The organism is Saccharopolyspora sp. NPDC045941, from assembly GCF_056431445.1.
Map to the genome: position 1 here is coordinate 142,016 of NZ_JBWKKU010000015.1, position 25,047 is coordinate 167,062.

At 72.0% G+C, this 25,047-nt stretch carries 20 protein-coding genes and 1 pseudogene; 13 read left to right on the forward strand and 8 right to left on the reverse strand.

The genetic code is table 11. From position 1 onward, the window contains the following. Positions 1-237 precede the first annotated feature (237 nt). Positions 238-936 carry a YwaF family protein gene (locus tag AC07FN_RS14930; RefSeq protein WP_478396118.1) on the forward strand — a complete coding sequence of 233 codons (699 nt, stop codon included), beginning with the start codon at positions 238-240 and terminating at the stop codon, positions 934-936. Positions 937-942: 6 nt separating this feature from the next. Here AC07FN_RS14930 and AC07FN_RS14935 read toward each other — a convergent pair whose 3' ends face one another. Both AC07FN_RS14935 and AC07FN_RS14940 read right to left on the reverse strand, forming a co-directional pair. Next, the gene (locus AC07FN_RS14935) at positions 943-1,401 is read right to left on the reverse strand and encodes a tRNA (cytidine(34)-2'-O)-methyltransferase (RefSeq protein ID WP_452612664.1); all 459 of its coding nucleotides are present in this window, start codon (positions 1,399-1,401) and stop codon (positions 943-945) included. A gap of 60 nt (positions 1,402-1,461) precedes the next feature. Further along, entirely contained in the window at positions 1,462-2,172 is a 711-nt protein-coding gene (locus tag AC07FN_RS14940) for an SDR family oxidoreductase (protein WP_478396119.1), read from the reverse strand. A gap of 61 nt (positions 2,173-2,233) precedes the next feature. Between AC07FN_RS14940 and AC07FN_RS14945 the strand changes: the two genes are divergently transcribed. The 4 genes and pseudogenes from AC07FN_RS14945 (at position 2,234) to AC07FN_RS14960 (ending at position 7,279) form a co-directional block, all read left to right on the forward strand. Further along, positions 2,234-3,193, forward strand: a complete 960-nt coding sequence (locus AC07FN_RS14945; RefSeq protein WP_478396120.1) for a helix-turn-helix transcriptional regulator — start codon at positions 2,234-2,236, stop codon at positions 3,191-3,193. Between the two features lie 569 nt (positions 3,194-3,762). Further along, positions 3,763-4,946 (forward strand): annotated as a pseudogene (locus AC07FN_RS14950) (uracil-xanthine permease family protein). A 60-nt stretch (positions 4,947-5,006) separates the two neighbouring features. Continuing rightward, entirely contained in the window at positions 5,007-6,572 is a 1,566-nt protein-coding gene (locus AC07FN_RS14955; protein ID WP_478396121.1) for an amidohydrolase family protein, read from the forward strand. Next, positions 6,569-7,279: a TSUP family transporter gene (locus AC07FN_RS14960; protein WP_478396122.1), complete on the forward strand. Its 711-nt coding sequence runs from the start codon at positions 6,569-6,571 to the stop codon at positions 7,277-7,279. The genes AC07FN_RS14955 and AC07FN_RS14960 overlap by 4 nt, the downstream gene beginning before the upstream one ends. On the opposite strand, the gene AC07FN_RS14965 is transcribed toward AC07FN_RS14960, so the two are convergent. Further along, a complete protein-coding gene (locus tag AC07FN_RS14965) occupies positions 7,223-8,308 on the reverse strand; it encodes a LacI family DNA-binding transcriptional regulator (protein WP_478396123.1) in 1,086 nt (361 codons plus the stop codon). The genes AC07FN_RS14960 and AC07FN_RS14965 overlap by 57 nt on opposite strands. 132 nt (positions 8,309-8,440) lie before the next feature. After that, positions 8,441-9,142: a diaminopimelate decarboxylase family protein gene (locus AC07FN_RS14970; RefSeq protein ID WP_478396124.1), complete on the reverse strand. Its 702-nt coding sequence runs from the start codon at positions 9,140-9,142 to the stop codon at positions 8,441-8,443. 254 nt (positions 9,143-9,396) lie between these two features. On the opposite strand from AC07FN_RS14970, the gene AC07FN_RS14975 reads away from it, so the two are divergent. Next, entirely contained in the window at positions 9,397-11,424 is a 2,028-nt protein-coding gene (locus AC07FN_RS14975; protein WP_478396125.1) for a primosomal protein N', read from the forward strand. 40 nt (positions 11,425-11,464) lie between these two features. Here AC07FN_RS14975 and AC07FN_RS14980 read toward each other — a convergent pair whose 3' ends face one another. Next, positions 11,465-11,974, reverse strand: coding sequence for a nitroreductase/quinone reductase family protein (locus AC07FN_RS14980; protein WP_478396126.1), 510 nt, complete (start codon positions 11,972-11,974; stop codon positions 11,465-11,467). Positions 11,975-12,063: 89 nt separating this feature from the next. On the opposite strand from AC07FN_RS14980, the gene AC07FN_RS14985 reads away from it, so the two are divergent. Further along, the gene (locus AC07FN_RS14985; protein WP_478396127.1) at positions 12,064-12,705 is read left to right on the forward strand and encodes a TetR/AcrR family transcriptional regulator; all 642 of its coding nucleotides are present in this window, start codon (positions 12,064-12,066) and stop codon (positions 12,703-12,705) included. Between the two features lie 28 nt (positions 12,706-12,733). On the opposite strand, the gene AC07FN_RS14990 is transcribed toward AC07FN_RS14985, so the two are convergent. Then, complete coding sequence (locus AC07FN_RS14990; RefSeq protein ID WP_478396128.1) at positions 12,734-13,753, reverse strand: polysaccharide deacetylase family protein; 1,020 nt, start codon at positions 13,751-13,753, stop codon at positions 12,734-12,736. Between the two features lie 184 nt (positions 13,754-13,937). Here AC07FN_RS14990 and AC07FN_RS14995 point away from each other — a divergent pair, with 184 nt between their 5' ends. Together AC07FN_RS14995 and ggt are read left to right on the forward strand one after the other, a co-directional pair. After that, positions 13,938-15,533, forward strand: coding sequence for a putative glycoside hydrolase (locus AC07FN_RS14995; RefSeq protein WP_478396129.1), 1,596 nt, complete (start codon positions 13,938-13,940; stop codon positions 15,531-15,533). Between the two features lie 143 nt (positions 15,534-15,676). Beyond that, complete coding sequence (ggt, locus tag AC07FN_RS15000) at positions 15,677-17,470, forward strand: gamma-glutamyltransferase (RefSeq protein WP_478396130.1); 1,794 nt, start codon at positions 15,677-15,679, stop codon at positions 17,468-17,470. A gap of 39 nt (positions 17,471-17,509) precedes the next feature. On the opposite strand, the gene AC07FN_RS15005 is transcribed toward ggt, so the two are convergent. Then, a complete protein-coding gene (locus tag AC07FN_RS15005; protein ID WP_478396131.1) occupies positions 17,510-20,350 on the reverse strand; it encodes a toll/interleukin-1 receptor domain-containing protein in 2,841 nt (946 codons plus the stop codon). A 40-nt stretch (positions 20,351-20,390) separates the two neighbouring features. After that, complete coding sequence (locus AC07FN_RS15010; protein ID WP_478396132.1) at positions 20,391-21,284, reverse strand: DUF4231 domain-containing protein; 894 nt, start codon at positions 21,282-21,284, stop codon at positions 20,391-20,393. Between the two features lie 151 nt (positions 21,285-21,435). Here AC07FN_RS15010 and def point away from each other — a divergent pair, with 151 nt between their 5' ends. The 4 genes from def (at position 21,436) to AC07FN_RS15030 (ending at position 24,894) form a co-directional block, all read left to right on the forward strand. Further along, entirely contained in the window at positions 21,436-21,981 is a 546-nt protein-coding gene (gene def / locus AC07FN_RS15015) for a peptide deformylase (RefSeq protein ID WP_452612680.1), read from the forward strand. Position 21,982: 1 nt separating this feature from the next. Next, complete coding sequence (gene fmt, locus AC07FN_RS15020; protein ID WP_478392693.1) at positions 21,983-22,906, forward strand: methionyl-tRNA formyltransferase; 924 nt, start codon at positions 21,983-21,985, stop codon at positions 22,904-22,906. Then, the gene (locus AC07FN_RS15025) at positions 22,903-24,315 is read left to right on the forward strand and encodes an RsmB/NOP family class I SAM-dependent RNA methyltransferase (RefSeq protein WP_478396133.1); all 1,413 of its coding nucleotides are present in this window, start codon (positions 22,903-22,905) and stop codon (positions 24,313-24,315) included. Before fmt ends, AC07FN_RS15025 begins: the two co-directional genes overlap by 4 nt. A gap of 120 nt (positions 24,316-24,435) precedes the next feature. Further along, entirely contained in the window at positions 24,436-24,894 is a 459-nt protein-coding gene (locus AC07FN_RS15030; protein ID WP_478396134.1) for a nucleoside deaminase, read from the forward strand. Positions 24,895-25,047 lie beyond the last annotated feature (153 nt).

The following is a 25,047-nucleotide window of genomic DNA, read 5'->3' on the forward strand; positions in this document are numbered from 1 at the left end:
AAAGAGGCCACTAGGTCCCTCAGCAACACCTAAAACCCCAGGTTGGAAAAAAGTTTGCTGGGGGACCCGGGTCTAATGGAAACCTAAGCCCCGACGGCGTGTCGGGTCCCGACACGCCGTCGGCTGTGGACAACTTCCGCAATTTCAATGGAAATCAGAGCTCTGATTTCCAATTGAAATTGCGTGCCTGCTCTGGAAAAGGGGCGTGCTTACTCTGGGGGAGTGGGGCCGTTTCCGGTGGATCGCTTCGTTCCCTACGGGCCGTCGCACTGGGTGCTCATGGCGCTGATCGTCGTCGGCTCCGTGACGGTCGCCGCCTTCGGGCACCGGCAGCGCGGTTCGCGATCCGCCGCGATCTTCACGCGCGGCTTCGCCCTGGTCGTCCTGGCGTTCGGCACGGCGACGCTGACCTATCGCTTGTTGCCGGCGGAGTGGGACATCGGCGAATCGCTGCCGCTGCACCTCTGCGATCTCGCATGGATCGTCGCCGTCTTCGCGTTGTGGACGCACCGGCCGCAGGCCTGCGCGCTGCTCTACTACTGGGGGCTGACGCTGACCCCGCAGGCGATGATCACTCCCGCGCTGGACGCGCCGGACTTCCCGTCCATCGACTTCGTCGAGTTCTGGGGCCAGCACCTGCTGGTCATCTGGGCGGCCGCCTACCTGACCTGGGGCGCCGGGGTGCGGCCGACCTGGCGAGGCTACTGGTTCGCGGCCGCGGTGACCGTCTCCTGGGGCGCGGCGATGCTGGTGTTCAACGCGTGGGCGGGCACCAACTACGGCTTCGTCAGCGCGAAGCCGGACAACCCCTCCCTGCTCGACGTGATGGGCGGCTGGCCGTGGTACTTGGGCGTCGAGCTGGTCGTAGGCCTGGCCGCCTGGGCGTTGCTGACCTGGCCGTGGACCCGCGCGCCGCGCCGTGCCGTGCTGGCCTGAGCGGGCTCACGAGGGCATTGCGAAGCCCTGCTGGCGCCACGCCTCGTAGACCGCGACGGCCGCCGAGTTGGCCAGGTTCATCGAGCGGATGCCGGGCAGCATCGGGATCCGGACCCGCAGCGTCACGTCGGCGAGCACGTCCTCGGGCAGCCCGGTGGACTCGGGCCCGAACAGCAGCACGTCGCCCGGCCGGTAGGCCACCGCCTCGTAGGAGTGCTCAGCCTTCGAGGTGAACGCGATGACCCGCTGCGGGTTCAGCGCCCGCCAGGCCGATTCGAGGTCCGGGTGGACGTGCAGGGCGGCCCGGTCGTGGTAGTCCAGCCCGGCTCGGCGCAGCTTCGCGTCCTCCACGGAGAAGCCGAGGGGCTCGATCAGGTGCAGTGCGCAGCCGGAACCGGCCGCCATCCGGATCGCGTTGCCGGCGTTGCCCGGGATCTCGGGCTGGTAGAAGACCACGTGAAACACCCGAAATCGTTTCACACCGGGTTCCGGATCGGTAGCGCGGGGAGTCCCCCGACCGGGCGATCACACCAGCCCGCCGGTGGCGCGGAGGTTCTGCCCGGTGATCCAGCGCGCGTCCGGGCCGACCAGGAAAGCCACGACGTCGGCGACGTCCGCCGGCCGCCCCAGCCTGCCCAGCGGGATCATCTGCGCGGTGGCGGCCAGGGCATCGCCGCCGACGGCGCCGCGCAGCAGGCCGGTGTCGGTAGGGCCGGGGGAGACGGCGTTGACGGTGATGCCGCGCGGCCCGAGTTCCTTCGCCGCGACGCGGGTGAGCTGCTCGACGGCCGCTTTGCTCGCCGCATAAGCGGATTCGCCGGGGCTGGCCCACACCGTGCTCATCGTCGAGATGCTGACGATCCGCCCGCCGTCGCCCATCCGCCGAGCCGCGTTCTGCATCGCGAGGAAGGTTCCCTTCGCGTTGACCGCCATGACGCGGTCGTAGTCGGCCTCGGACATGTCGAGAAGCGGCGTGGTGGAGGGGATTCCGGCGTTGTTGACCAAGATGTCCAGCTCACCGGCGGCGTCGAAGAGCCGCTGGAGGTCTTCGGCCGCACCCATGTCGGCCCGCACCGCGCGGGCGCCGGTTGCGGCGGCGACCGCCCTCGCCGCGTCCGCGTCCTTCGCGTAGCTGAACAGGACTTCCGCGCCGTCTGCCGTCAACCGCCGCACGATCGCCCGGCCGATGCCGCGCGAGCCACCGGTGACGACTGCCGTCTTGCCTCGGAGATTCATGGCCCCACCATCCCGCCGATCGAGGAAGACTTCCTTCCGCGATTGCGGCAACACTGGAGGAATGTTGGAGACCTCGGCTCGCCTGCTCCGCCTCCTGTCGCTGCTGCAGGCGCGGCGCGACTGGCCGGGCGGAGACCTCGCCGAACGCCTCGGCGTGACCACCCGGACGGTCCGCGCGGACGTGGACCGCCTGCGCAGCCTCGGCTATCCCGTGCATTCGACGCCGGGCGTGGCGGGCGGCTACCGGCTCGGCGCGGGAGCGGCGCTGCCGCCGCTGTTGCTGGACGACGACGAAGCCGTCGCGGTGGCGATCGGGCTGCGCACGGCTTCGAGCGGCACGGTGTCGGGAATGGCCGAGACGTCGGTTCGCGCGCTGGCCAAGCTGGAGCAGGTGCTGCCGGCGCGGCTGCGGCAGCGGGTCAACGCGCTGCAGACCTACACCGTGCCGGTGCCCGGCGGCGGGCCGGTGGTCGACGCCGACGTGCTGACGGCGATCGCGCGGGCGTGCCGGGACCGCGAGCAGCTGCGGTTCGACTACCGCGCGCACGACGACGTCGCGAGCCTGCGCACCGTCGAGCCGCATCGGCTCGTCAGCACCGGTCGTCGCTGGTACCTGGTCGGCTGGGACCGCGACCGCGAGGACTGGCGGAGCTTCCGCGTCGATCGCCTGTCGCCCAGGATTCCGGCAGGTCCCCGCTTCACGCCGCGCGAGCCGCCGGAGGGCGGTTTCGCCGCGTACGTCGCGCGCGGTGTCACGGCGGTGTTGTGGGCGTATCGCGCCCAGGTGCGCGTGCATGCGCCCGCGGAGGTCGTCGTGCAGCGGGTGCCGCCGACGACGTGGATCGTCGCGCCGATCGACGACCGGACCTGCCTGCTGGACGCGGGCGCGGACACGCCGCAACTGCTCGCGGTCTACCTCGGCGCCCTCGATCTCGACTTCGACGTGCTCGACGCCCCCGAACTCGCCGCGGCGACCAGCCGCCTCGCCGACCGCTACGCCCGCGCGGTCAAGCGGTCATGAGCGCTTTTCGTTGCTAGAGAGGCTGTTTTGGATGTCGTGGTGTGAGGTGTGGTAACCCGGGCTTTTGTCTTTGAAGCGGCGAAGCCGCTTAGCCCACCCTCGACGCTTGCGCCGCCGCGGGTTCTCAGGGGTCTTCTCGCGAGGACAGCCCCGACTTGCTGAATTGGCCATTCATGAGTCGGGGATCCCACAGCGAGAAGGCACCTGAGGTTCCGCTACCCGCACCGCCACGCAGAGCAAGTTCGGAAACAGGCTCTATGACGGCAAGAAATGCTCACGGGGCCTTGAGCAGCCGGAACGCGTCTTGTCGCGGCGGGTGGTCTTGACAGCGCCTGGAGGTGTCGCAAATACTCTCCCGCATCGATTGGCCAAATCGGTTTGGCCCTGGTGGTGGGCGTGGCGTTCACAGCGTCTCAAGCCTCCGGGGCAGTCCCGCGCCGACCGCCGGAGCGGTCGGCGAGCGCCCGGACTCAGCGCGAGGAGGCTCCGCAGTGTCCACACCGCATCCCGTCGATCAACGCCTACCGCTGGCCAAGCTGCTCCCGTTCGGCCTGCAGCACGTGCTCGTGATGGCCGCGACCCCCATCTCCAGCGTGTTCCTCGTCAGCAAGACGCTCGGCATGACGCCCGAGCTGACGATCAAGCTGCTGTCCGCGACGTTCGTGCTCGCCGGGCTGGGCACGCTCCTGCAGTCGTTCGGCCCGTGGCGCTTCGGCGTCCGGCTGCCGTTCGTGATGCTGCCCGGCGGCGCACCGGTCGTGCTCTTCCTGGCGATCGCCCAGGAGCACGGCCTGCCCACGGCTTCCGGCGCCGTGATCCTCACCGGCGTCTTCTACTTCGTCGCGCTGCCGCTGTTCACCCGGCTGCTGCGGTTCTTCCCGACCGTCGTCATCGGCACCATGATCGTGATCGTCGGGGTGAACCTGGTGAAGGTCGGCGGCCTGCTGGTCACCGGCAAGCCCGGCAGCCCGGACTTCGGCAACCCCCGCGACCTGCTGCTCGGCTTCGCCACCGTGGCGTTCACGGTGCTGTTCCTGCGTTTCCTGACCGGGATGCTGCGGCAGCTGGCGGTCGTGCTCGGGCTCGCGGCCGGTACCGGCATGGCGGTGCTGCTCGGCACCACCAGCTTCGGCGAGGTGGGCGCGGGCGGCGTGTTCAACCTGCCCGACCCCCTTCCGTTCGGTGCGCCGGAGTTCAGCCTGTTCGCCGCCCTGCCGCTGATGGTCTTCGCGCTTGTGTCGATGGCCGAGGCGACCGGTCAGACCGTGCTCAACGGCGAGATCGTCGGCAAGGAGATCGACCCCCGCTGCGACGTGCCCAGGACGATCCGCGGCGACGCGCTGATCTCGCTGCTGGGCGGCTTCTTCGGCACTTCGCTGATGGTGACCAGCGGCGAGAACATCGGCATCGTCCGGATGACCGGGTGCGCAGCCGCTACGTGACGGCGGTCGCCGGGGTGGTGCTGGTGGTCATCGGCGTGGTCACCCCGATCGCCGAGGTGATCAACGGGATTCCGGCCGCCGTGGTCGGCGGCACCGCGATCGTCGTGTTCGCGGTCATCACCGTGCTCGGGATCCAGCTGCTGCGCCAGGTCGACCTCGCCGACCACGCGAACTCGGTGATCTGCGCGGTGGCGCTCGCCTTCGGGCTGCTGCCGATCCTCGTGCCGGGCGTGTACGACCGGCTGCCGTCGAGCCTGAGCACCTTCCTGGTCAGCGGCGTCGCCGTCGGCGCCTTCGTGGCGGTGGGCTGAACATCGCGTTCCACTACCTCCGCCGCCCGACCACTTCTACCACAACGGAAAAGTGAGATCGTGAACCGAGAACTGCTCGATGCCGCCGAAGTCCTGCTGCTGCCGGAGTTCCTCCTGCTGCCCGACGGCCCGGTCCGCGACCACGCCGTGGTCGTCGCCGACGGCGTGTTCCACGCGGTCGGCCCCGCGGCGGAAGTCGTTGCGGCGCACCGGGAACTCGACCCGGTCCGGCTGGACGGCCGGTTGCTGATGCCGGGGTTCGTCGACGCCCACCACCACCTGACGCAGAGCTTCGGCAAGTCGCTGGCCTTCGGCGAGCCGTCGGAGATCTTCCGCCGGATCTGGGTGCCGCTGGAGGGCGCGCTGACCGAGGAGAACGCCTACGTCGCGGCGAAACTCGCTGCACTGGAAGCACTTCGCGGCGGGTTCACCACCGTCGCCGAGGCGGGCACCCGAGCGCCGGTCGACGTCGGGGTGGTCGCCGCGGCGGCCCAGGACGCCGGGATCCGCTGCGTGCTCGGGCGGGTGTGCGACGGTCCGGACGAGGAGCACCTCGCGCGCTGGGCGGATTCGCCGCTGGTCCACCCGTCGCTGGCGATCCCGATCCCGGAGGCCGCGCCCGACGGCGTGCTGCGGGACGTGTCGCGGCTGTGCGCCGAGGCGGGGGCGGTGTTCCAGGTCCACGTCAACGAGCACCTGGCTTCCGTCGAGCGGTCGCTCGAGGCGCACGGGCGCCGACCGCTGGAGCACCTGCACGAGATCGGAGCGCTGGGGCCGCAGGTCCTCGCGGCGCACGCCACGCTGCTGACCCCGACCGAGGTGCGGCTGCTCGCCGACACCGGCGCGGCGATCAGCTACAACCCGGTTGCGAGCGGGTGGAAGGGGAACGCGATCGCGCCCGCCGAGCTGCTGTCGGTGTTCGGGGTGCGCTTCGGGCTCGGCACCGACGGCACCCGCGGCGACGCCTTCCGGCTGGTGGACGCCGCCGAGCTGGCGCAGCGGCTGGGATACGGCCTGGCCAGCGGTGATTCCTCGTGCGGTGGCGGCTGGACCTGGCTGGAGCACGCGACGTCGCTCGGTGCCGACGCGGTGGGTCTGGGCGGATTCACCGGCGAAATCGCCGCCGGCCGGGCCGCGGACTTCCTCGTGGTGGACCTGCGGGTCCCGGAGCTGTGCCCGTCCTGGGACCTGGGCTGGGAGCTGGTCCGGCTGGCCAACCGCGATCAGATCGCCGCCGTGTTCGTCGGCGGCAGGCTGCGGTTGTGGCGCGGCTGGCCGATCGACTGGGACGGCCCGGAACTCGTTGCGCAGGCTGCGAAGATGGCGCGCGAGGCGGTGGAGCGGGCGCCGTTGCGGCGGATCCACCCGGTGTCGGTCGAGCACCGCCGGAGCGGTCATGAGCGACAATTTTCCGCTTCGCGCTCAGGTAAGCCGCCCAGGTGCGGGTGCCCCGCAGGACACGGACCAGCGATGAGTAGCCCTGGGGCAACCTCGGTCCTCCTCAACCGCACCCCAGGGGACCGTGACGAAAATCAGCCACAAGAAACGACGCAACGGGAGATTGGGCTGGACGCAACCACCACTGAGAATCGCGGAGAGGCGGGACTGGAGGCGGAACTGCCATGAGCGTCGCGGTGCTGGCGCTGATGGCGCTCGCCGTCGCCGTGGCGGCGTTCGTGCAAGGCGCCACCGGAGTCGGGTTCGCGCTCATCGTCGCGCCGGTGGTCGGGCTGGTGGAGCCGTCGCTGCTGCCGGTCTTCCTGCTGGTGCTGATGATCCCGCTCAACCTCTACATCGCCGGGCGCGAACGCGGCAGCCTGGACAAGGTCGGCGCCGGGTGGATCACCGCCGGGCGGTTCGCCGGGACCTTCGGCGGGCTGTGGGTGCTGGTGGCGGTCCCGGTGGGCCAGCTGAACCTGCTCATCGGCGGCTCGACCGTGCTGGCGGCGGTGGTGACCCTGATCGCGCCGAAGTTCACGCCCGGCCGGGGCGCGTTCCTCGCCGCCGGGGCGATCACCGGCGTCACCGAGACGGCCACCGGCGTGGGCGGACCGCCGCTGGCGCTCGTGTACCAGCACCGGCCGGCCGCAGTGCTGCGTTCGACGGTCGCGGTCTGCTTCATCGCAGGCGAGGTCATTTCGCTGGTGGTGCTGCTGGCCACCGGCAAGGTCGCGCCCGAACAGCTGTGGCCCGCGGTGTTGTTGCTGCCGGCGCTGGCGGTCGGCGCGGCGCTGAGCCGGTTCGTGCACCACCGCCTCGACGGCCCGTTGATGCGGCTACTGGTGCAGCTGTTCGCGATCGTCTCCGGCGCCGTGCTGCTGTTCGCCGGGTGAGCGCATCGTCGAACGGCGCGCGATCAGGACGGGCTCCGGGTTGGTGATCACCTGCGGAGTGGTCTCCTGCTTGAGATTGGCCAGCAGGAGTTCGACGGCACCGGCTGCGGCCTGCCCGAGGTGCAGATCGATGGCGGTGAGCGCGGGCGTGCAGGTTCGGGCGCGCAGACCGTCGTAGCGGGTCGCCACCATCACGTCCGCCGGGACGCGGAGCCCGTGGTCGGTCAGAGCCCGCACCACGCCCACGGCGAAAGCGTCGACGGTCGCGCAGATCGCGTCGACCTCCGGATGTTCCGCCATGAGCGCCGAGGCGGCAGCGCACCCGGCCTCCTCGCCGCCGGACTCGTCGGCCGTGACGATCAGCGGCGCCATCCCGTGGCGGTCGGCGAACTCCCGGTAGGCGTCGATCGCGTCCACGTACGAGTTGCGGTGGCTGCTGCCGACGAGCAGGGCGATGTGGCGGGCGCCCTGCTCGCGCAGGTGGTCCAGCAGCAGCCGCCCCACCAGCCGGGCCCGCAGGTCGACGTGGGGGAGCTCGGTGCCCGGCTGCCTGGCCAGCGTCACGATCGGCACGCCGCGGGCCTGCAGGCGTTTGGTCGCCGGGTCGTCCTCGTCGGGTTCGACGACGATCGCGCCGTCGATGTCCAGGGAGTCCAGCGGCGTGCCGGACTCCACCGGCGGGACCAGCACCAGCGCGTACCCGTGCAGCAGCGAGGTCTCGGCGGCGGCCGCGGCGACCTCCATGAAGAAGCCCAGCCGGGACGGGCCGCCGGCCACCGCGACCGGCATCGACGACACCAGGCCGATGGTCCGGGACTGGCCGTGGCGCAGCCGCTGCGCGCGCAGGCTCGGGTGGTAGCCGAGCTCGGCGGCGACCTTCGCCACCCGCTCCCGCGTCCGCGGATCGACCTTGCCGATCCCGTTGAGCGCGTGGGACACCGTCGTCCGGGACACCCCGGCCGCCCGTGCCACGTCGGCGATCGTCGGCCGCGCCGCTCCCGGCATCACCATCTCCTCACGCTCGGGCACCCCGGCGGATCTTGCCCGACCGCGTCTGCATCCGGCCAGGTCAGGACCCGTGAGTATTTTCGGTCGCTATCGCACCCAAAAGTACTCACGGGTCCTGACCAGGGGAAACCCCAGCTCCCGTCGTTCCGGGCGTCAGGGCACGTCGCGGCTCAGGAGGTCCGCTTCGGTCTCGCGGCGGACCCACGGTTCGGCCGCGCCGTCGTCCACCGCGACCACCGGGGCCTGACCGCCGGCCAGCGAGAGCCCGAACTTCTGGTCCTCCACCCCGGAGGCGACCGCGCGGTGCGTGTGCCCGTCGATGCCCGGCGTGACCCGGACCAGGACGTCTTGCGCGCCGACGATCCGGTCGATCTCCGCCGGCGAGTCCACCACCACGCGCCCGACCCCGGCGTTCGCCGCGGTCCGCAGCTCCCGGTCGGTCTTCGCGTTGCCGTGCAACAAGACCCGCTCCGCCGGGAAGCCCGCGGCGAGCGCGGTGGCGAGCTCGCCCGCGGAGCAGACGTCCAGCGACATGCCTTCCTCGGCGAGCAGCCGCGCCATCCGGCGGCACAGGAACGCCTTGCCCGCGAAGGCGATCTCGGCGTCCATCGAGCGGTACGCGCGGCACCGGGCGCGGACCGCCTGCACGTCCAGCACGTAGCCGGGGGTACCGAACCGTTCGGCGAGCTCGGTGAGCGAGACGCCACCGACCGTCACGTCGCCGGAGGGCAGCGCCACGGCGCCCTCCGGCCAGATCGAACCGGGCAGCTTCTTGGGCAGGCTGTGGCGGAAGGTGGGCAGGAGTTCGGCGAGAGTCACGGCGACTTCCTCAGCGCTCGGCGGTGGATGGCTCATGCAGTTCCGCCTCTCCGCGTTTCACAGTTGTGGTTGCGTCCAGCTCAATCCCGCGTTTCGCAGTTTCTTGTGGCTGGTTTGCGTCACGTTCCCCTGAGGTGCGGTTGAGGAGGACTCGGGTTGGCACAGGGCTACTCATGCCTACGCCCGGTCGGCCGGGGCCGAGGTGGTTCAGGGCGCGGTCCTGACGCCCGGCTCGCCCGTTCTGACGCGCTGTTGACAGGCGCGTCCGGGTGCTCTGGTAGAGAAGAGACATGGCAGGTGCACAACCCCGGAAGCGGAAGGGGGCGACGGCAGAGCGGACCGCGGCGGAGACCCGCCCGGTGGCCCGCGTGCTCGTCGACGTCCCGCTGCCGGTGCACCTGGACCGGCCGTTCGACTACCTGGTGCCCGACCGGCTGGACGCCGACGCGGTCCCGGGCTGCCGGGTGCGGGTGCGCTTCCGGGGCAAGTTGGTCGACGGCTACCTGCTGGAACGCAACGAGACCACCGACTTCCAGGGCACCCTGTCCTGGGTCGAGCGGGTCCCGTCGCCGGAACCGGTGCTGACCCCGGAGCTGCTGGAGGTGGCCCGCGCGGTGGCCACCCGCTACGGCGGCATGCTCGCGGACGTGGTGCGCCTGGCGATCCCGCCCCGGCACGCCGGGGCCGAGAAATCGGCGCCCCGCGAACCCGGCCCGCCGCCGCCGCGGCCCGAGGCCGGGGCGTGGGCCCGCTACCAGCACGGACCGTCCTTTTTGGACGCGGTGCACGCGGGGCGGTCGGCCCGCGCGGTCTGGCAGGCGCTGCCCGGCGAGGACTGGCCCGCCCGGCTGGCCGAAGCGGCCGCCACGGCAGCGGCGGCCGGGCGCGGCGCGCTGATCGTCGTCCCCGACCACCGGGACCTCCAGCGGTTGCAGGACGCCTGCACCGCGCTGCTCGGCGAGGACGGTGTCGTCGCCCTCGCCGCCGACCTCGCCCCGTCGAAGCGCTACCGCCGCTGGCTGGCGGTGCTGCGCGGCGCGGCGCGCGTCGTGATCGGCACCCGCGCGGCGATGTTCGCGCCGGTCCACGACCTGGGATTCGCGGCGGTGTGGGACGACGGCGACGACCTGCACAGCTACCCGCAGGTGCCCTACCCGCACACCCGCGACGTGTTGAACCAGCGCGCGCACGCGGCGGGCGCGGCGCTGATCGTCGGAGCCTTCGCCCGCACCGCCGAAGCTGCGCTGCTGGCCGAATCGGGCTGGGCGCACGAACTCGTCGCGCACCGCACGGACGTGCGGGCAGCGGCGCCGCGGGTGACCGCGATCGGCGAAGACGACACCCAGCTGGCGCGGGACCCGGCGGCGCGCGCAGCGCGGTTGCCCTCGGTGGCGTTCGAGGCGGCGCGAGCCGCGCTCGGCGCGGGAGCGCCGGTGCTGGTGCAGGTGCCGCGGCGCGGCTACGTGCCGGCGCTCGCGTGCGGCGACTGCCGCGAGCGGGCGAGGTGCCGGCGGTGCGCGGGGCCGCTGGCGCTGCCGGGAGGCAGCGAAGGCGGAGCGCCGAAGCCGGCGGCGTGCAGTTGGTGCGGAGCCGCGGAAGCGGCGTTCAAGTGCGGCTCGTGCGGCTCGCGGCGGCTGCGCGCCGTAGCGGTCGGCGCCAGCCGCACCGCGGAGGAGCTCGGGCGGGCGTTCAGCAACGTGTCGGTGCGGACCTCCGGAGCCGGCGAGATCCTGGCCGCGGTGCCCGCGAAGCCCGCGCTGGTCGTGTGCACTCCCGGCGCCGAGCCGGTCGCCGAAGGCGGCTACGGCGCCGCGCTGCTGCTGGACGGCCGGACCCTGCTGGGCCGCCCCGAGCTCCGCTCCGCCGAGACGGCGCTTCGGTTGTGGTTCGCGGCCGCCGCGCTGGTCCGGCCCGCCCGCGACGGTGGGCGAGTGGTGGTCATGGCCGACTCGTCGCTGCAGCCGGTGCAGGCGCTGGTGCGCTGGGATCCGGCGTGGTACGCCTCGCTGGAACTCGCCGAGCGCGCCGAGCTCGGCTTCCCCCCGGCACGCCGGGTCGCGGCCGTCGACGGCACCCCGGAGGCCATCGAGGCGCTGCTGGACTCGGCGGATCTGCCGATGTCGGCGGAGATCCTCGGCCCGGTGCCGCTCGGCGCGGTCGACGACGACGGCAATTCCGAGCGGGAACGCCTGATCGTCCGCGTCGACCGGTCCGAAGGCCGCGCCCTGGCGAGCTCGCTGCACGCGGCCCAAGCGATCCGGGCGGCCCGCAAAGCGGCCGAGCTCCAAGTCCGCCTGGACCCGCTGGAAATGCTCTGAGAGCCGGCCGTGAGGTCGTTTCCCGGGGCGGGGCGGGGGTTCATCCGTGGACGCGCTCCAGCACGACGACTGGGATCTGCCTGCCGGCGGCTACCTCGAACTCGGCGAACTTCGGGACGAGCGCGACCTCTTTCGCCCAGATCCGCTCGCGCTCCGCGCCCTCCGCGAGCCGGGCGACGGCCGGCACCCCCTCGGCGCCCACCTCGACCGTGACCTGCGGATTCGCCATCAGATTCCGGTACCACGCCGGATGGTGCGGACTGCCGCCGTGGGTGCCGAAGACGGCCCAGCCATCGCCGACCGGCTGGTAGAACAGCGGGCTGATCCGCTCGCGCCCGGTCTTGGCGCCGGTGTGGTGCACCAGGATGAGCGGCATGCCCCGCTCGTCGAACCCGGGGAACCGGGGCGGGACGGGCCGGCCCGCGGCGAACTCCTCGTCGCTGCTCCACGCCGCGTACCCGGCGTTCGCCCGGACCTCGGCGATGATCCGGTCGTTCCAGCCGTTGATATCCGGGGACTTGGCCTCGTTGCTCGTGGACGGGTTGGACATGGCATCCCCTTCGTTATCCGGAGCATCTGCTCCTCAACGTAGCACGGAGCGGAGCATGTGCTCCGGATAAGGAGGTTATCCTCGGTCGCATGGCTGAACCGGAAAGCTCCACCCGGCGCCGCGCGCCGCGCGTGGACGCGATCCGCAACCGGGAAGCGATCATCGACGCCGCCGCCGAAGTGCTGGCCGAGCAGGGCACTGCGGTGGACGTGCGCGAGATCGCCCGCCGCAGCGGGGTGGGCATGGGCACCCTCTACCGGCATTTCCCGAAGAAGGAAGAGCTCGTCGAGACGGTCCTGCGCAAGGACTTCTTGGAATGGGCGGCATCCGCGCGCCAGGCGGCGATCGACGCCGAGGATCCCTGGGCCGCACTGACCGACTTCTACCAGCAGGCCCTGACCGGCTACGCGCGCCACCGCGCGATCATGGAGAACTTCGCGCTGACCTGGACGGTCCCCGACATCGAGGGCATCCAGCAGCTTCGCCTCGTCATCGAGCAACTGTGCGCCCGCGCCGACGCCGCAGGACTGCTGCGCCCCGGCTTGACCGCCGACGACCTGCTGCTCCTGCTGGTCTCGCTGGGCCACGCCGTCCAGATCACCGACGAGTGCCGCCCGCAGATGTGGACCAGGCTGCTGCACATCTCCCTCGACGGCCTGCGCGCCGATCACCGCGAACCACTCCCGGCCGATGCGGCACCGGACATCCACGGCCCGCACCGCGACTGCTGAACCGGTCGGGACACCGTGTGCGGCGGGGTCAGTACCGGTAGAGCCGATCGCCGACCGCCGCCGAAGGCTCGGCGCTCCCGCCCGCCGGGGCGGAGATCCGGTCCGGGTCGCCGTCCGAGGTGTAGCGGCGGCCCGGGTCCGCGGCGAGCTTGTCCAGCCACGTCGCCGAGCCGTACTGCGCGTCCTGCCCGGCCGGGCCCTGGGAACGGATTCGGGGCACGTTCGCCCGGTCGAAATCGGCCGACCACGGCGACGGCGCGGGATTCGAACCGACCAGCATGACGCTGTCGTAGTGGTAGGCGACGCCCTCCGCCGAGCCGTCGCCCGCGAGGCGCTCGTCATCCGGGTGCACGCCCAGCGGCAGCGCGATCGACCGGACCTGCGCGCCCGGCACCGCGTCCGCGATGAGCCGCTGCATCCCGGCGATCTGGTGCCGCACCTCGGCTTCCGAAGCCCGGCCCAGGTTCTCGTGGTCGAGCGTGTGGTTGCCGATCTCGAAGCCGTGCTCGTGCAACCAGCCGAGGCCGCGCCGGCCGCCGGGCTCCTCGAACGGCGGGTTGTTCACGTAGCAGGTCGCCACCGGGCGGAACCCGGGATGCGCTGCGGCGACGTCCAGCAGGATGCGGATCGCGGTGCCCGCCGCCGGTTCCCCCGCACCGTCCAATGTGAACTGACTGATCGAGCCGTCGTCGAAGGTGAGCACCGCCGGGTGCTTCCCGGCCGGGATGTCGAACCGCCCCGTGGCGTACTCGGTCGCCGTCACCGGCACGTAGTCCTCGGCGGCGAGCCGCTCCAGTTCCGCGCGGAAGTCCTCCGGGCTGCGGTCGTAGACGCTGCGCGGCGTCGGAGTGATCCGGTGGTACATGAGCACCGGGACGTCACCGAGCTCGTTCGCCCGCACCGATTCCGGCGTCGGGCGGGGGACGGGATCCGGCGGTCTGACGACCGCGTTGGGTTGGGGTGGGACGATCTCGCCGCCTTGTCCGGTGCCGCAGGCCGCGAGCAGGGCCGCCGCCGTCACCACGACGCCGGCGCGAATTTTCCGCACTGCTGATCGCATCTCCTCCAACGGTAGAGACCGGCTTTCCCGCTGGGGATACTCCAAGTGGTCATTGATCTTCCGCTCCATGGCTGCGAAGGTGGAACGGCCGGTCGTCGGCCGGTCCAACTTGATCACGCACGAATTTCGTGCAGCCGCGCGAGTTCGCCTGAAAGTCGGGGAGGCGAAAGCGATGTCGGATGTTGATTCCGGTGCGGCCCGCGCCAAGGCGGTGCGGGTCGACAGATTCGCGTTGTTCGGGGCGGGCGCCATCGCGCTGCTGTTCCTGGGCTTCCTGCTGGTGAGATCGATGTCCACAGAGGACGTCGAGTTGTCCGGGCTGCCGGACCGCCCGATCGCGCCCGCCGAGGTGGGTTCGATCCAGATCCGCTCCGGTGCGGCCGATGGCGTGCAGGTGCTGCTGGACGGCCGCGAGGTCTCCACGGCGGACCGGCAGGGCGCCCGCGCGGTGCAGGCGGCGGACCTGCCGGACGGGCCGCACGAGCTGCGCGTCGTGGTGCCGCGCAGCCCGTCCTGGTTCGGTTCGGACACCACCACTCGAACGTTCACAGTGGACAGTTCGCCGCCGGTGCTGCAGGTCGAGGACTCGCTGCGGCCGGACGGGCCGAACCGGCCGGTGACGGTCGTCGGCGCGGTGCAGGGCGCCACGCAGGTCACCGTGGCCGGGCGGGTCGTGACGCCGGATCCGCAGGGCGGGTTCAGCGCGGTCGTCGACCGGCCCGACCGCGAGGTCCAGGTGGTCGCGACCGACGCGGCGGGCAACCGCGCGGAGAAGACGATGACCGTCCACATCAGACATCCCGGGATGCGCGCGGTGCACCTCACCGGACTGGCCTGGACCAGTGACTCGCTGCGCGAACCGATCCTCGCGATGGCCCGGCAGGGCAAGATCGACACCATCGAGCTGGACCTCAAGGACGAGAGCGGCGAGGTCGTCTACGACTCGGCGGTGCCGATGGCGCACCAGATCGGCGCCGTCAAGGGCTACTACCCGGCCCGGCAGGTGCTGGACCAGCTGCACGGCATGGGCGTGCGGGTGGTCGGCAGGCTGGTCGCCTTCAAGGATCCCGTGCTGGGCGCGGCGTCCTGGAACGGCGGGCACCCGGAGCGGGTGGTGCAGACCGCCGACGGCCGGCCCTGGACCAGCGGCGCCTACGGCAGCTACGCGTTCACCAACTTCGCCGACCCCGTGGTCACCCGGTACAACATCGACATCGCCGCCGAGGCCGCCGCGCTGGGCTTCGACGACGTCCTCTACGACTACGTGCGGCGGCCCGACGGGCACATCGAGCAGATGCGCATCCCCGGCCTGACCACCACGCCGGAGGCCGCGATCGCCGACTTCCTGCGGCAGACCCAGCCGGAGGTCCGGTCGCGGGGCGCGCTGCTGGGCGCGTCGGTGTTCGGCATCTCGGTCGACCGGCCCACCGAGATCGCCCAGGACATCAGGCAGATCTCGCGGTACGTCGACTACATCTCGCCGATGGTCTACCCGTCGCACTGGGGCCCGGGGGAGTTCGGCGTCGGCAACCCCAACTCCCAGCCCTACGACATCGTGGCGCGCTCGCTGGCGGCGTTCGCCAAGGCGGTCGAGGGCACCGACGTGCAGATCATCCCGTGGCTGCAGGACTTCAGCCTCGGCGTCTCCTACGGCCCGGCGGAGGTGTCGGCGCAGATCGACGGGGCGCGGGCCAACGGCATGAACTCGTTCCTGCTGTGGGCCGCCAACTGCCGCTACCACGACGCGGCCCTGGGCCCGGCCGGCTAGCCAAGTCCGGAACCGGTGTGCAGCCGGGCTCGCGAACTTTTCGCGGAACCTCCAGCCAGCACGGCAGAAGCTTGCCGTGGGGCAGTTGTATCGGGGGCGCAGACTGGGCAGAGTATGCGGCATTGTCGATGTTGGAGGTGGCGATGTCCGTGAGGCCCGTTCGACTCACCCTGGCCGCGATCACGTCGTGCGCCCTGGTCGCGCCGGTGGCGCAGGCGGCGCCCGGCGGGCCGCCGGAACCGCCCAAGCAGGCCGAGGCGGTCGGCTACGGAGGCGCCGTGTCCAGCGTCGACCCGTACGCGACGCAGGCCGGGATCGAGGTGCTCCGGCGCGGCGGCACGGCCACCGACGCGGCGGTCGCGGTCGCGGCGGCGCTGGGCGTCACCGAGCCGTATTCGGCCGGCGTCGGCGGCGGTGGCTTCTTCGTGCACTACGACGCGAAGACCGGCGCGGTCGAGACCATCGACGGGCGCGAGACCGCGCCCGCCAGCCTCCGCGAGGACTCGTTCCTGGAGAACGGCAAGCCGATCCCGTTCGACGAGGCCGTCACCAGCGGGCTCGGCGTCGGCGTGCCGGGAACCCCGATGACCTGGCAGGCGGCGCTGGACCGCTGGGGCACCAAGGACCTTTCCGAGGTGCTGCGCCCGGCGGAGCAGCTGGCCAGCAAGGGCTTCGTCGTCGACGAGACGTTCCGCCAGCAGACCGCCGAGAACCAGGAGCGCTTCAGCGCGTTCCCGGCGACTCGCGACCTGTTCCTGCCCGGCGGCAAGCTCCCCGAGGTCGGCAGCGTCCTGCGCAACCCCGACCTCGCCGACACCTACCGCACCCTGGGCACCAGGGGCATCAACGCGCTGTACCACGGCGAGATCGGCGAGGACCTCGTCAAGACGGTCAACCACCCGCCGGCTGACCCGGCCGCGAACCGCCAGGTGCGCCCCGGCGGCATGACCGCCGACGACCTGGGCGACTACGGCGTCAACGAGCAGGCGCCGACCCACCTGAACTACCGCGGCCTCGACGTCTACGGCATGGCGCCGGTCAGTTCGGGCGGCACGACCGTCGGCGAGGCGCTGAAGATCCTGGAGCGCACCGACCTCTCCGACGGCGACAAGACCGCGTACCTGCACCGGTTCCTGGAAGCGAGCAAGATCGGCTTCGCCGACCGCAACCGCTGGGTGGGCGACCCGGAGTTCAACGACGTGCCCACCGAAGAACTGCTCAGCGCGGAGTTCGCAGCTTCCCGGGCCTGCCTGATCAGCGACGACGCCGTGCTGCAGACCCCGGTCGCGGCCGGCGACCCGCGCAACCCGCAGGGCTGCCAGGCGGGCACCGCCGAAGGCGCCGAGCCCTACGAGGGCCCGAACACCACGCACCTGACCGTCGCCGACGCCTGGGGCAACGTGGTGGCCTACACGCTGACCATCGAGCAGACCGGCGGCAGCGGCATCGTGGTGCCCGGCCGCGGATTCCTGCTGAACAACGAGCTGACCGACTTCAACTTCGCGCCGGTCACCCCGGGCCAGCCGGACCCGAACCTGCCGGGCCCGGGCAAGCGCCCGCGCAGCTCGATGAGCCCGACGATCGTGCTGCAGGACGGCAAGCCGCTGCTGGCGGCGGGCAGCCCGGGCGGCGCGACGATCATCACCACCGTCCTGCAGGTGCTCACCGGCCGCCTGGACCGCGGCCTGTCCCTGGTGGACGCCATCGCGGAGCCCCGGGCGTCGCAGCGCAACTCGGCGCAGACCGAGGCGGAGCCGGGCTTCCTGGCCCAGCCGGAGGCGGAGAAGCTGAAGGCCATCGGCCACCAGTTCAAGACGACCGGTGAGATCGGCTCGGCGACGGGCGTGGAGCGACTGCCCGACGGCCGCTGGATCGCGGCGGCCGAGCGCGAGCGCCGCGGCGGCGGCGCGGCAGCGGTGGTCGTCCCGGCGCGCTGAAGCACGGCAACCCTCCCCGGGGCATCGACTCCGGGGAGGTCAGCCGGGTTCGGAGGTGCACGCGGGCGGCACCTCGATGCCCGCGAGGAACTGGGTGCGTTCCGGTTCTTGGAGCTCGCCGGCGCCCGTGGCGCAGAGGGCCGCCAGCCAGCGGTCCGGGCGGACCGTCCACACCCGTGGTTCGCCGGTCGCCGCAACCACGAGGTCGCCGGTTCCGGTCAACACCGGCCGCACGTAGTTGGTCGCGCCGTCCACGGCCCAGGTCCCGATCTGCGTTCCGGTCGATACCTCCCACAACCGGATCGCCGTTCCGCCATCGGTGTGGCCGATGAGAGTGGCGCCATCCGGGCCGAAGGTGAGTGGGCCCGGGCCGGGCATACCCGTGACGCCGGGCACATCCATGTGGCTGTCATCCGGCAGCTGCATTTCGGTCGCCAGCCCGCCGGCGACATCGCGCAGGAAGATCCGGTCGTCGAGGTCGGAGAACGCGATGCGGGTCCCGCTCGGATCGACGGCGAGGTCCGGGATCCGGGAACCACCGCGGACCTCCGCGAACCGGCTCAGTTCCCGGCCGTCCCAGCGGTAGATCCCGATGATGCCCGGTTCCGCGCCTTCGACGACCGCCACCGTGCGACCCGCCGGGTCGGTGGCGAAGCCGGAGCGCTTGGGCCTCGGTATCGCGATCTTCCCGATGACCTCGCCGCTCGTCACCGCGATGACCTCGGGCCCGCCGTCGCGGTTGACCAGGACCGCGTCGTCACCGGCCAGGAAGCGGACTCCGGTCAGTCTGAAGCCGCCGTACACGGGATCGAACGCGCCAGTCGAGTGCTGCACCTCCAACCCGGTCGCCAAGTCCCAGATCCCGACCCGCCCGTCGACCTGCACCGCTAGCCGAGTCCCGGTCGAGTCCAGCGCCGCGTCGACTTTCCAGCTGTGGAATCGGACGTCGCCTGGTGGGCCGATCAGTGGCAGCGTGCGTTCGATTGTGCCCGTCACGAGGTCCCATACCTGCACGTCGGCGGCCCCGACCGTCACGGCCCGGCGGCCGTCCGCGGCGAGCGCGTTCACCTCGCGACCGCTGGGTGCCGGGGACGGGTGGGGCGCTCGGGTGTCCGCCCGGGAGGACAGCAGGCTGACGCCGTTGTCGGTGGTGGCGACGGCGACGAGGTCACCAGAGGCGGACAGCGCCAGGTCCTGCACCATGGCGGTTTCCTCGGTGAGCTGGACCGGGTTGCCCAGCGTCCGGTCCAGCGCGATGACCCGGTTGGCCCGGTCCTTGAGCACCACTGTCGAGCCGTCGGCCGAGATGGCGACATCGTTGATGGGGTCCGGCCGGTCGGCCGTGGCGATGCGGGTCCGGGAGGCGAGGTCCCACAGCTGCACCTGCGTGCCGTCGGCCATCACCAGCAGTCCGCCGCCGGTTGCGGACCTGGAACCGGAGATCAGGACGGGCTCCTGCGGGCCCCACACCCCGCTCGCGACGTCCACCGACAGCGATCGGGGCTCGACGTTCCCGACCGAGGCGTCCCTCCTGCCCTTCGCCCGCCCCATCATCAGGCGCCTGCTGTCGGGGGTGAAGATCAGCGGCTGGGTGATCTCGTGCGGCGGTTCGTCCAGCAGGCGCTCCGCACCGGTCCGCAGGTCCCACACGCGCGGCGGCCCCAGGCTGAATCCCTCCTCCTGCCCGGCGGCCGCGAGCAAGGTGCTGTCCGGTGACACCGCGAGCGCCGGTCTCAAAGACTCGAGGGGCAGCTCCCGGACCAGCCGCCACGTCGCCACGTCCCAGATCCGGAAAGCCTTGCCGTCGTGGACGATCAGCACGCGCCCGTCCGGTGTGAACTCCAGCGCCAGCACACCCGGCTGCGGCTGGATCAGCTCGCCGACGACGCGGCGTTGCCGGGTATCCCAGACGGAGATCCGGTCGTCCCGCTCGGAGGCGAATGCGAGCAGCGAACCGTCCGGGAGCAGCGCGACATGCGAACTCGCTGAAAGCTCCGTGTTGAATCCCTCTGCCCATCTTTCCTTTTGCGGTGGACGGACGAAGGACACGACGTGGCGATTGCGCTCCAGCGCCGCCATCAAGGCGCCCTGCGCTTGCGCGGTGGGGGCGGTGGCGTAGGCCGTGGTGGCCAGCTGCGTGCTGAGCGTCGCATTCGGCTGCGCCGACACCTCCGCGCCCAGCGCGCGGGACAGCGCGATGCGTGCCTGGTCCTCGGCGCGATCCCGCTGCTGCGTAGCGACGACCGACAGGAACGCGGTCACCAGCGTGAGCACGCACAGCAGCGCGACTCCGGACCGCGTGAGCACCTTCCGGCGGCGGTGCAGCCGGATGTCCTCGCTGTCCAGCTCGTCGGGCGGCACGTCGCGGACCGTTGCGGCGAGCTTGCACACGGCACTGCGGAATTCGGTGTGGCGCAACGACAATGCGTTCGTTCGGCGAGCAGTCGCCAACGGCACGCACAGCGGCTCGCTGTCGAACCAGCCGCTGAGCCCCGGCGGCAGGGCGTCGGTGCGCGACCAGTCGAAATCGCCATCGCCCCACGCGACCTCCCCGTCGACCACCGCGATCAGGAAGCGCTCCGGCGACCTGTGCTCGCGCCAGAGGCCGACTTCGTGCCGCACCCACTCCGAGCGGGCCGCCTGCGGCGAGGCCAGCAGGATGAAGTAGCGCGAGCCCAGCAGACCGCGCTCGATCGACTTCGGCAGCGAGCCCGCCGGGAGGCTCTCGGTGTCGCGGAAGACGCGCATCGCCCTGCGCTGGAAGCTGGGCCGGGCGAGCCGGGTCAGACCGTTGCGCACCGCGGTGGCCACGTCCTTGTCCGCGTGGCTGTAGGAGATGAACGCGTCGTAACCGGGCGGACCGGTTGAGATGCCAGTCACACGGTGACCTTACTGATGTCGATCACGCGATCGTTCGCGGTCATCTCGTCCGGTTGGCGTGCCACATGGTGTGCTCGCGGCTGATCACCGACTCGGCGTCGACCACCGCCGCCGACCACTGCTGCTCGTCCAGGTCCCGGTCGAGCAGGTTGCGGACCACCGCCAGCTCGTGGGAGGCCACCACGTACGCCGTGGCCGTCGCGCTGTGCTGGCGGGTGGCCGTCCACGCCGCGAACGCCGAGACCGTCGCGGCCACGATGCCCGCCAGGTCGAAGTCGACCAGCCCGAACGCCTTCGCCAGCGCGCCCGCGACGCCCACCACCTCCATGATCAGCATCGTGGTCCGGAAGACCCGCGCGCTGCGCTGGTGGAAGCGCGCCTTGTTCGCGTACCAGTCCTGCTGGTCGAGCACCCGGCCGACCAGGTACGCCTCCTTGCGCTCGGCCAGCGGCGTCGCGCGCATCGCCCGCATCTTGGCGGTGATCGTCGACGCCGTGCTCGGCAGCAGCGGAACCTTCGGCATGTCGTGCTGCAGGATGCGGATGCGATCCGTGAACTCGTCGTCGGGCCGCTCGGAGTCCGCCGGGAACGGCGCGGCGCCCGAGACGTAGCGCCAGGTCAGGGTCTTGACCGACTCCGCGAGCGCGCGCCCCTCGTACCAGACCTTGTCCGGCCGGGTGCCCACGATGGCCAGCTCGATCACCATCGCGCCGACGAACGCCAGCGCGGTGCCCACCGCGAACAGATCGATCCGGGAGTCGCCGATGCGCAGCGCGAACGCGGCGAACGTCGCGGCCGAAACGGTCAGCACCAGCCGGGAGCGGACGGCCCGCAGGAAGGTGCGCTGCTGGTGCACCGAGGCGCCGTCGGCCGCCTGGAACAGGCCCGGGTAATCGTCCGGGGTCAGGGTTTGAAGCTGTTCGGTACTCGACATGCACGCTCCGTGACTCGGGTCTCCCAGTGAATCGTGGCGGAGGACCGCTCCGAAAGCGGCCATTCCAGCGGAACTCCCGCGCCGCCGGTCCGGGCCGGGTGACGACTAGACTCGTCGGGTCCGTCAGTCGTCGACGTGCCAGGGAGCCCATGTGACCGTCCAGCCGATCAGACTCTTCGGCGACCCCGTGTTGCGCACCAAAGCCGACGAGGTGGTCGACTTCGACAAGGAGCTGCGCACCCTCGTCCAGGACCTGTGGGACACCATGGAGGACCAGGGCGGTGCCGGGCTGGCCGCGCCGCAGCTGGGCGTCGGGCTGCGGGTCTTCACCTACCACTGCGACGGGTTCGCCGGTCACCTGATCAACCCCACCTGGACCGCGATCGACGACGAGGACCAGTTCGGCCAGGAGGGCTGCCTCTCCATCCCCGGCATGTACTGGGACTGCCTGCGCGCCCGCAACGTGGTGGCCCGCGGCTGGAACATGCACGGCGAACCGGTCGAGGTCGAGGGCACCGACCTGCTCGCCCGGTGCATCCAGCACGAAACCGATCACCTGGACGGCGTGCTGTTCATCGACCGGCTCGACGAGCAGACCCGCAAGGCCGCGATGCGCGAGATCCGCAAGGCCGAGTGGTTCGACGGCAACGCGCCGGTGATCAAGGAAAGCCCGCACCCGCTGTTCGGGGGGCGCTGACATGCGCGTGGTCTTCGCCGGAACCCCCGCCCCCGCCGTGCCCGCGCTGCAGGCGCTGCTGGACTCCGGCCGCCACGAGGTCGCCGCGGTGATCACCAGGCCGGACGCTCCCGCCGGCCGCGGTCGAAAGCTGCTGCGTTCGCCGGTCGGCGCGCTCGCCGACGAGCACGGCATCGAGGTGCTCACGCCCGCGCGCGCATCCGAACCGGACTTCCTGGAGCGGCTCGCGGAGCTGGCCCCGGACTGCTGCCCGGTGGTGGCCTACGGCGCGCTGCTGCGGGAGAAGGCGCTGGCCATCCCGAAGTTCGGCTGGGTGAACCTGCACTTCTCGCTGCTGCCCGCGTGGCGCGGCGCCGCCCCGGTGCAGGCGGCCATCCGGCACGGCGACGAGATCACCGGGGCCAGCACCTTCCGGCTGGTGCGCGAGCTGGACGCCGGCCCGGTCTACGGCGTGGTCACCGAAGAGGTGCGCGCCACCGACACCGCCGGTGAGCTGCTGGACCGGCTGGCGGTCTCCGGCGCCGGGCTGCTGGCGGCCACCCTGGACGGCATCGAGGACGGCACGCTCCGCGCCGAGGAACAGCCCGGCGACGACATCAGCTACGCGCCGAAGGTGACCGTCGAGGACGCCAAGGTCGACTTCGCCGCACCGGCCACCGCCGTGGACCGGCTGATCCGGTCGGTCACCCCGGACCCGGGCGCCTGGGCGCTGCTGCGCGACGAGCGGTTCAAGCTCGGCCCGGTGTCCGTCGTCGAGGACGAGCTGCCGCCCGGGGAGATCCGGGTGGAGCGGCGGCGGGTGCTGGTCGGCACCGGGACGTCCGCGGTCGCGCTGGGCGAGGTGCAGGCGGCGGGCAAGAAGCGGATGGCCGCCACCGACTGGGCCCGCGGGACCCGCATCGAGCAAGGAGAACAGCTCAAGTGAACGATCGCCGCCGCCGGCCGTCGAGGCCGGCCAAGGCCCGCCCGCCGCAGCGCAAGTCCGGCCCGGCCCGGCCGGTGGACGTCGACCCGGCCCGCCTGGCCGCGGTGGAGACGCTCCGCGCGGTGCGGGAGCGCGACGCGTACGCGAACCTGGCGCTGCCGCCGCTGCTCAAGCAGCGCCGCATCAGCGGCCGGGACGCCGCGCTGGCCACCGAGCTGACCTACGGCGCCTGCCGCGCGCAGGGCCTGCTGGACGCCGTCATCGACGACTGCAGCAACCGGCCGCTGGCCGAGCTGGACCCGAAGATGCTCGACGCGCTGCGCCTCGGCGTCTACCAGCTGCTGCGCACCCGGATCCCGGCGCACGCCGCCGTCGCATCCACTGTGGACATCGTGCGGTTCGAAAGCGGTTCCAAGATCGCCGGTTTCGCCAACGCCGTCATGCGCCGCGCCGCCGAACTCGACGAGCAGGGCTGGGTCGACAAGGTCGCCCCGCCGCGCGAAGAGGACCCGGTCGGCCACCTCGCGATGCGCTACGCGCACCCGAGGTGGATCGCGCAGTCCTTCGCCGATGCGCTCGGCCTCGACGAGCTGGAGGCGGCGCTGGCCGCCGACGACGCCCGGCCCGCGGTGCACCTGACCGCGCGCCCGGGCGAGATCAGCGCCGACGAGCTCGCCGCGATCACCGGCGGCGACCCGGCGCCGTACTCGCCCTACGGCGTGCGGCTGGAGGCCGGCGCGGGCGACCCCGGCGCCCTGGAGCCGGTGCGGGAAGGCTTCGCGGCCGTGCAGGACGAGGGCAGCCAGCTGGTGGCGCTCGCGGTGACCCGGCCGGAGGTCGAGGGACCGGACCTGCGCTGGCTGGACCTGTGCGCGGGCCCGGGCGGCAAGGCGAACCTGCTCGGATCGCTGATCACCCTCGACGGCGGTTCGCTCGACGCCGTCGAGCAGGCGCCGCACCGCGCGGACCTGGTGCGCAAGGCCACCGAGGGGCTGTCGGTGTCGGTGCACGTCGCCGACGGCCGCGACCCTGGCCTGGAGCCGGGCTTCGACCGCGTGCTGGTGGACGCGCCGTGCACCGGGCTGGGCGCGCTGCGGCGCCGCCCGGAGGCGCGGTGGCGGCGGCAGCCGTCGGACGTCGGCGATCTGACGAAGCTGCAGCGCGAGCTGCTGCTGTCGGCGATCAAGCTGACCCGGCCGGGCGGCGTGGTGGCGTACGTCGTGTGCTCGCCGCACCTGCCGGAGACCGAGGGCGTGGTGTCCGACGTCGTGCGCCGCACCGGCGTCACGCAGCTGGACGCGCGCGAGTACTTCCCGGACGTGCCGGACCTGGGCGACGGGCCGGGCGTCCAGCTGTGGCCGCACCGCCACGGCACCGACGCGATGTTCTGCGCCCTGCTGCGGGTGTGACGATGTCGTGCGCGGAAATGGTCGCTATCGCGGCCATTTCCGCTCACGAGTGGAGCCCGATCGGGCGTGGTAGTAATAGCGACCATTGCCACTCGCGATGCATTGCGGAAGGGGTGCGTTGTGTCCGAAGAGGACTACCGGCGGTGGCTGGCCGTCGCGGTCGCGGAGGCGAAGGCCGGGCTCGCCGAGGGCGGGGTCCCCATCGGCGCGGCGCTGATCGGCGCCGACGGGCAGGTGCTGGGCAGCGGGCACAACCGCAGGGTGCAGGACGACGATCCGTCGGTGCACGGCGAGACGGCGGCCTTCCGCAACGCGGGGCGGCAGCGCTCCTACGCTGGGACGACGATGGTGACCACGCTGTCGCCGTGCTGGTACTGCAGCGGACTGGTGCGCCAGTTCGGGATCGGCCGCGTCGTCGTCGGCGAGGCCCGGAACTTCCACGGCGGCCACGACTGGCTCGCCGAGAACGGCGTCGAGATCGTGCTCCTCGACGACCCGGAGTGCACCCGGCTGATGGCCGACTTCATCGAGGCCAACCCGCGCCTCTGGTACGAGGACATCGGCGAGGACGCGGACTGACCCGGTGTTCGCTCCGTTTTCGCTGGTGGCTGCCCGTGCGTGCTTCGTGTCGTTATAGCCCGGATCCGCCGGTGGTGGGTTGGGTTTTGTGGTGGTGGGGGTCGTGTCGTGGTGGGGCAGATGCCCTCTGGCCTGGGATGATTGTTCTTGCGA

Coding starts and splice junctions, on each gene's coding strand:
- AC07FN_RS14940 (WP_478396119.1), bottom strand. CDS start 2,172: ATGAATCTCCGAGGCAAGACGGCAGTCGTCACCGGTGGCTCGCGCGGC.
- AC07FN_RS14945 (WP_478396120.1), top strand. CDS start 2,234: ATGTTGGAGACCTCGGCTCGCCTGCTCCGCCTCCTGTCGCTGCTGCAG.
- AC07FN_RS14960 (WP_478396122.1), top strand. CDS start 6,569: ATGAGCGTCGCGGTGCTGGCGCTGATGGCGCTCGCCGTCGCCGTGGCG.
- AC07FN_RS14970 (WP_478396124.1), bottom strand. CDS start 9,142: ATGAGCCATCCACCGCCGAGCGCTGAGGAAGTCGCCGTGACTCTCGCC.
- AC07FN_RS14975 (WP_478396125.1), top strand. CDS start 9,397: ATGGCAGGTGCACAACCCCGGAAGCGGAAGGGGGCGACGGCAGAGCGG.
- AC07FN_RS14980 (WP_478396126.1), bottom strand. CDS start 11,974: ATGTCCAACCCGTCCACGAGCAACGAGGCCAAGTCCCCGGATATCAAC.
- AC07FN_RS14985 (WP_478396127.1), top strand. CDS start 12,064: ATGGCTGAACCGGAAAGCTCCACCCGGCGCCGCGCGCCGCGCGTGGAC.
- AC07FN_RS14995 (WP_478396129.1), top strand. CDS start 13,938: ATGTCGGATGTTGATTCCGGTGCGGCCCGCGCCAAGGCGGTGCGGGTC.
- ggt (WP_478396130.1), top strand. CDS start 15,677: ATGTCCGTGAGGCCCGTTCGACTCACCCTGGCCGCGATCACGTCGTGC.
- AC07FN_RS15010 (WP_478396132.1), bottom strand. CDS start 21,284: ATGTCGAGTACCGAACAGCTTCAAACCCTGACCCCGGACGATTACCCG.
- fmt (WP_478392693.1), top strand. CDS start 21,983: ATGCGCGTGGTCTTCGCCGGAACCCCCGCCCCCGCCGTGCCCGCGCTG.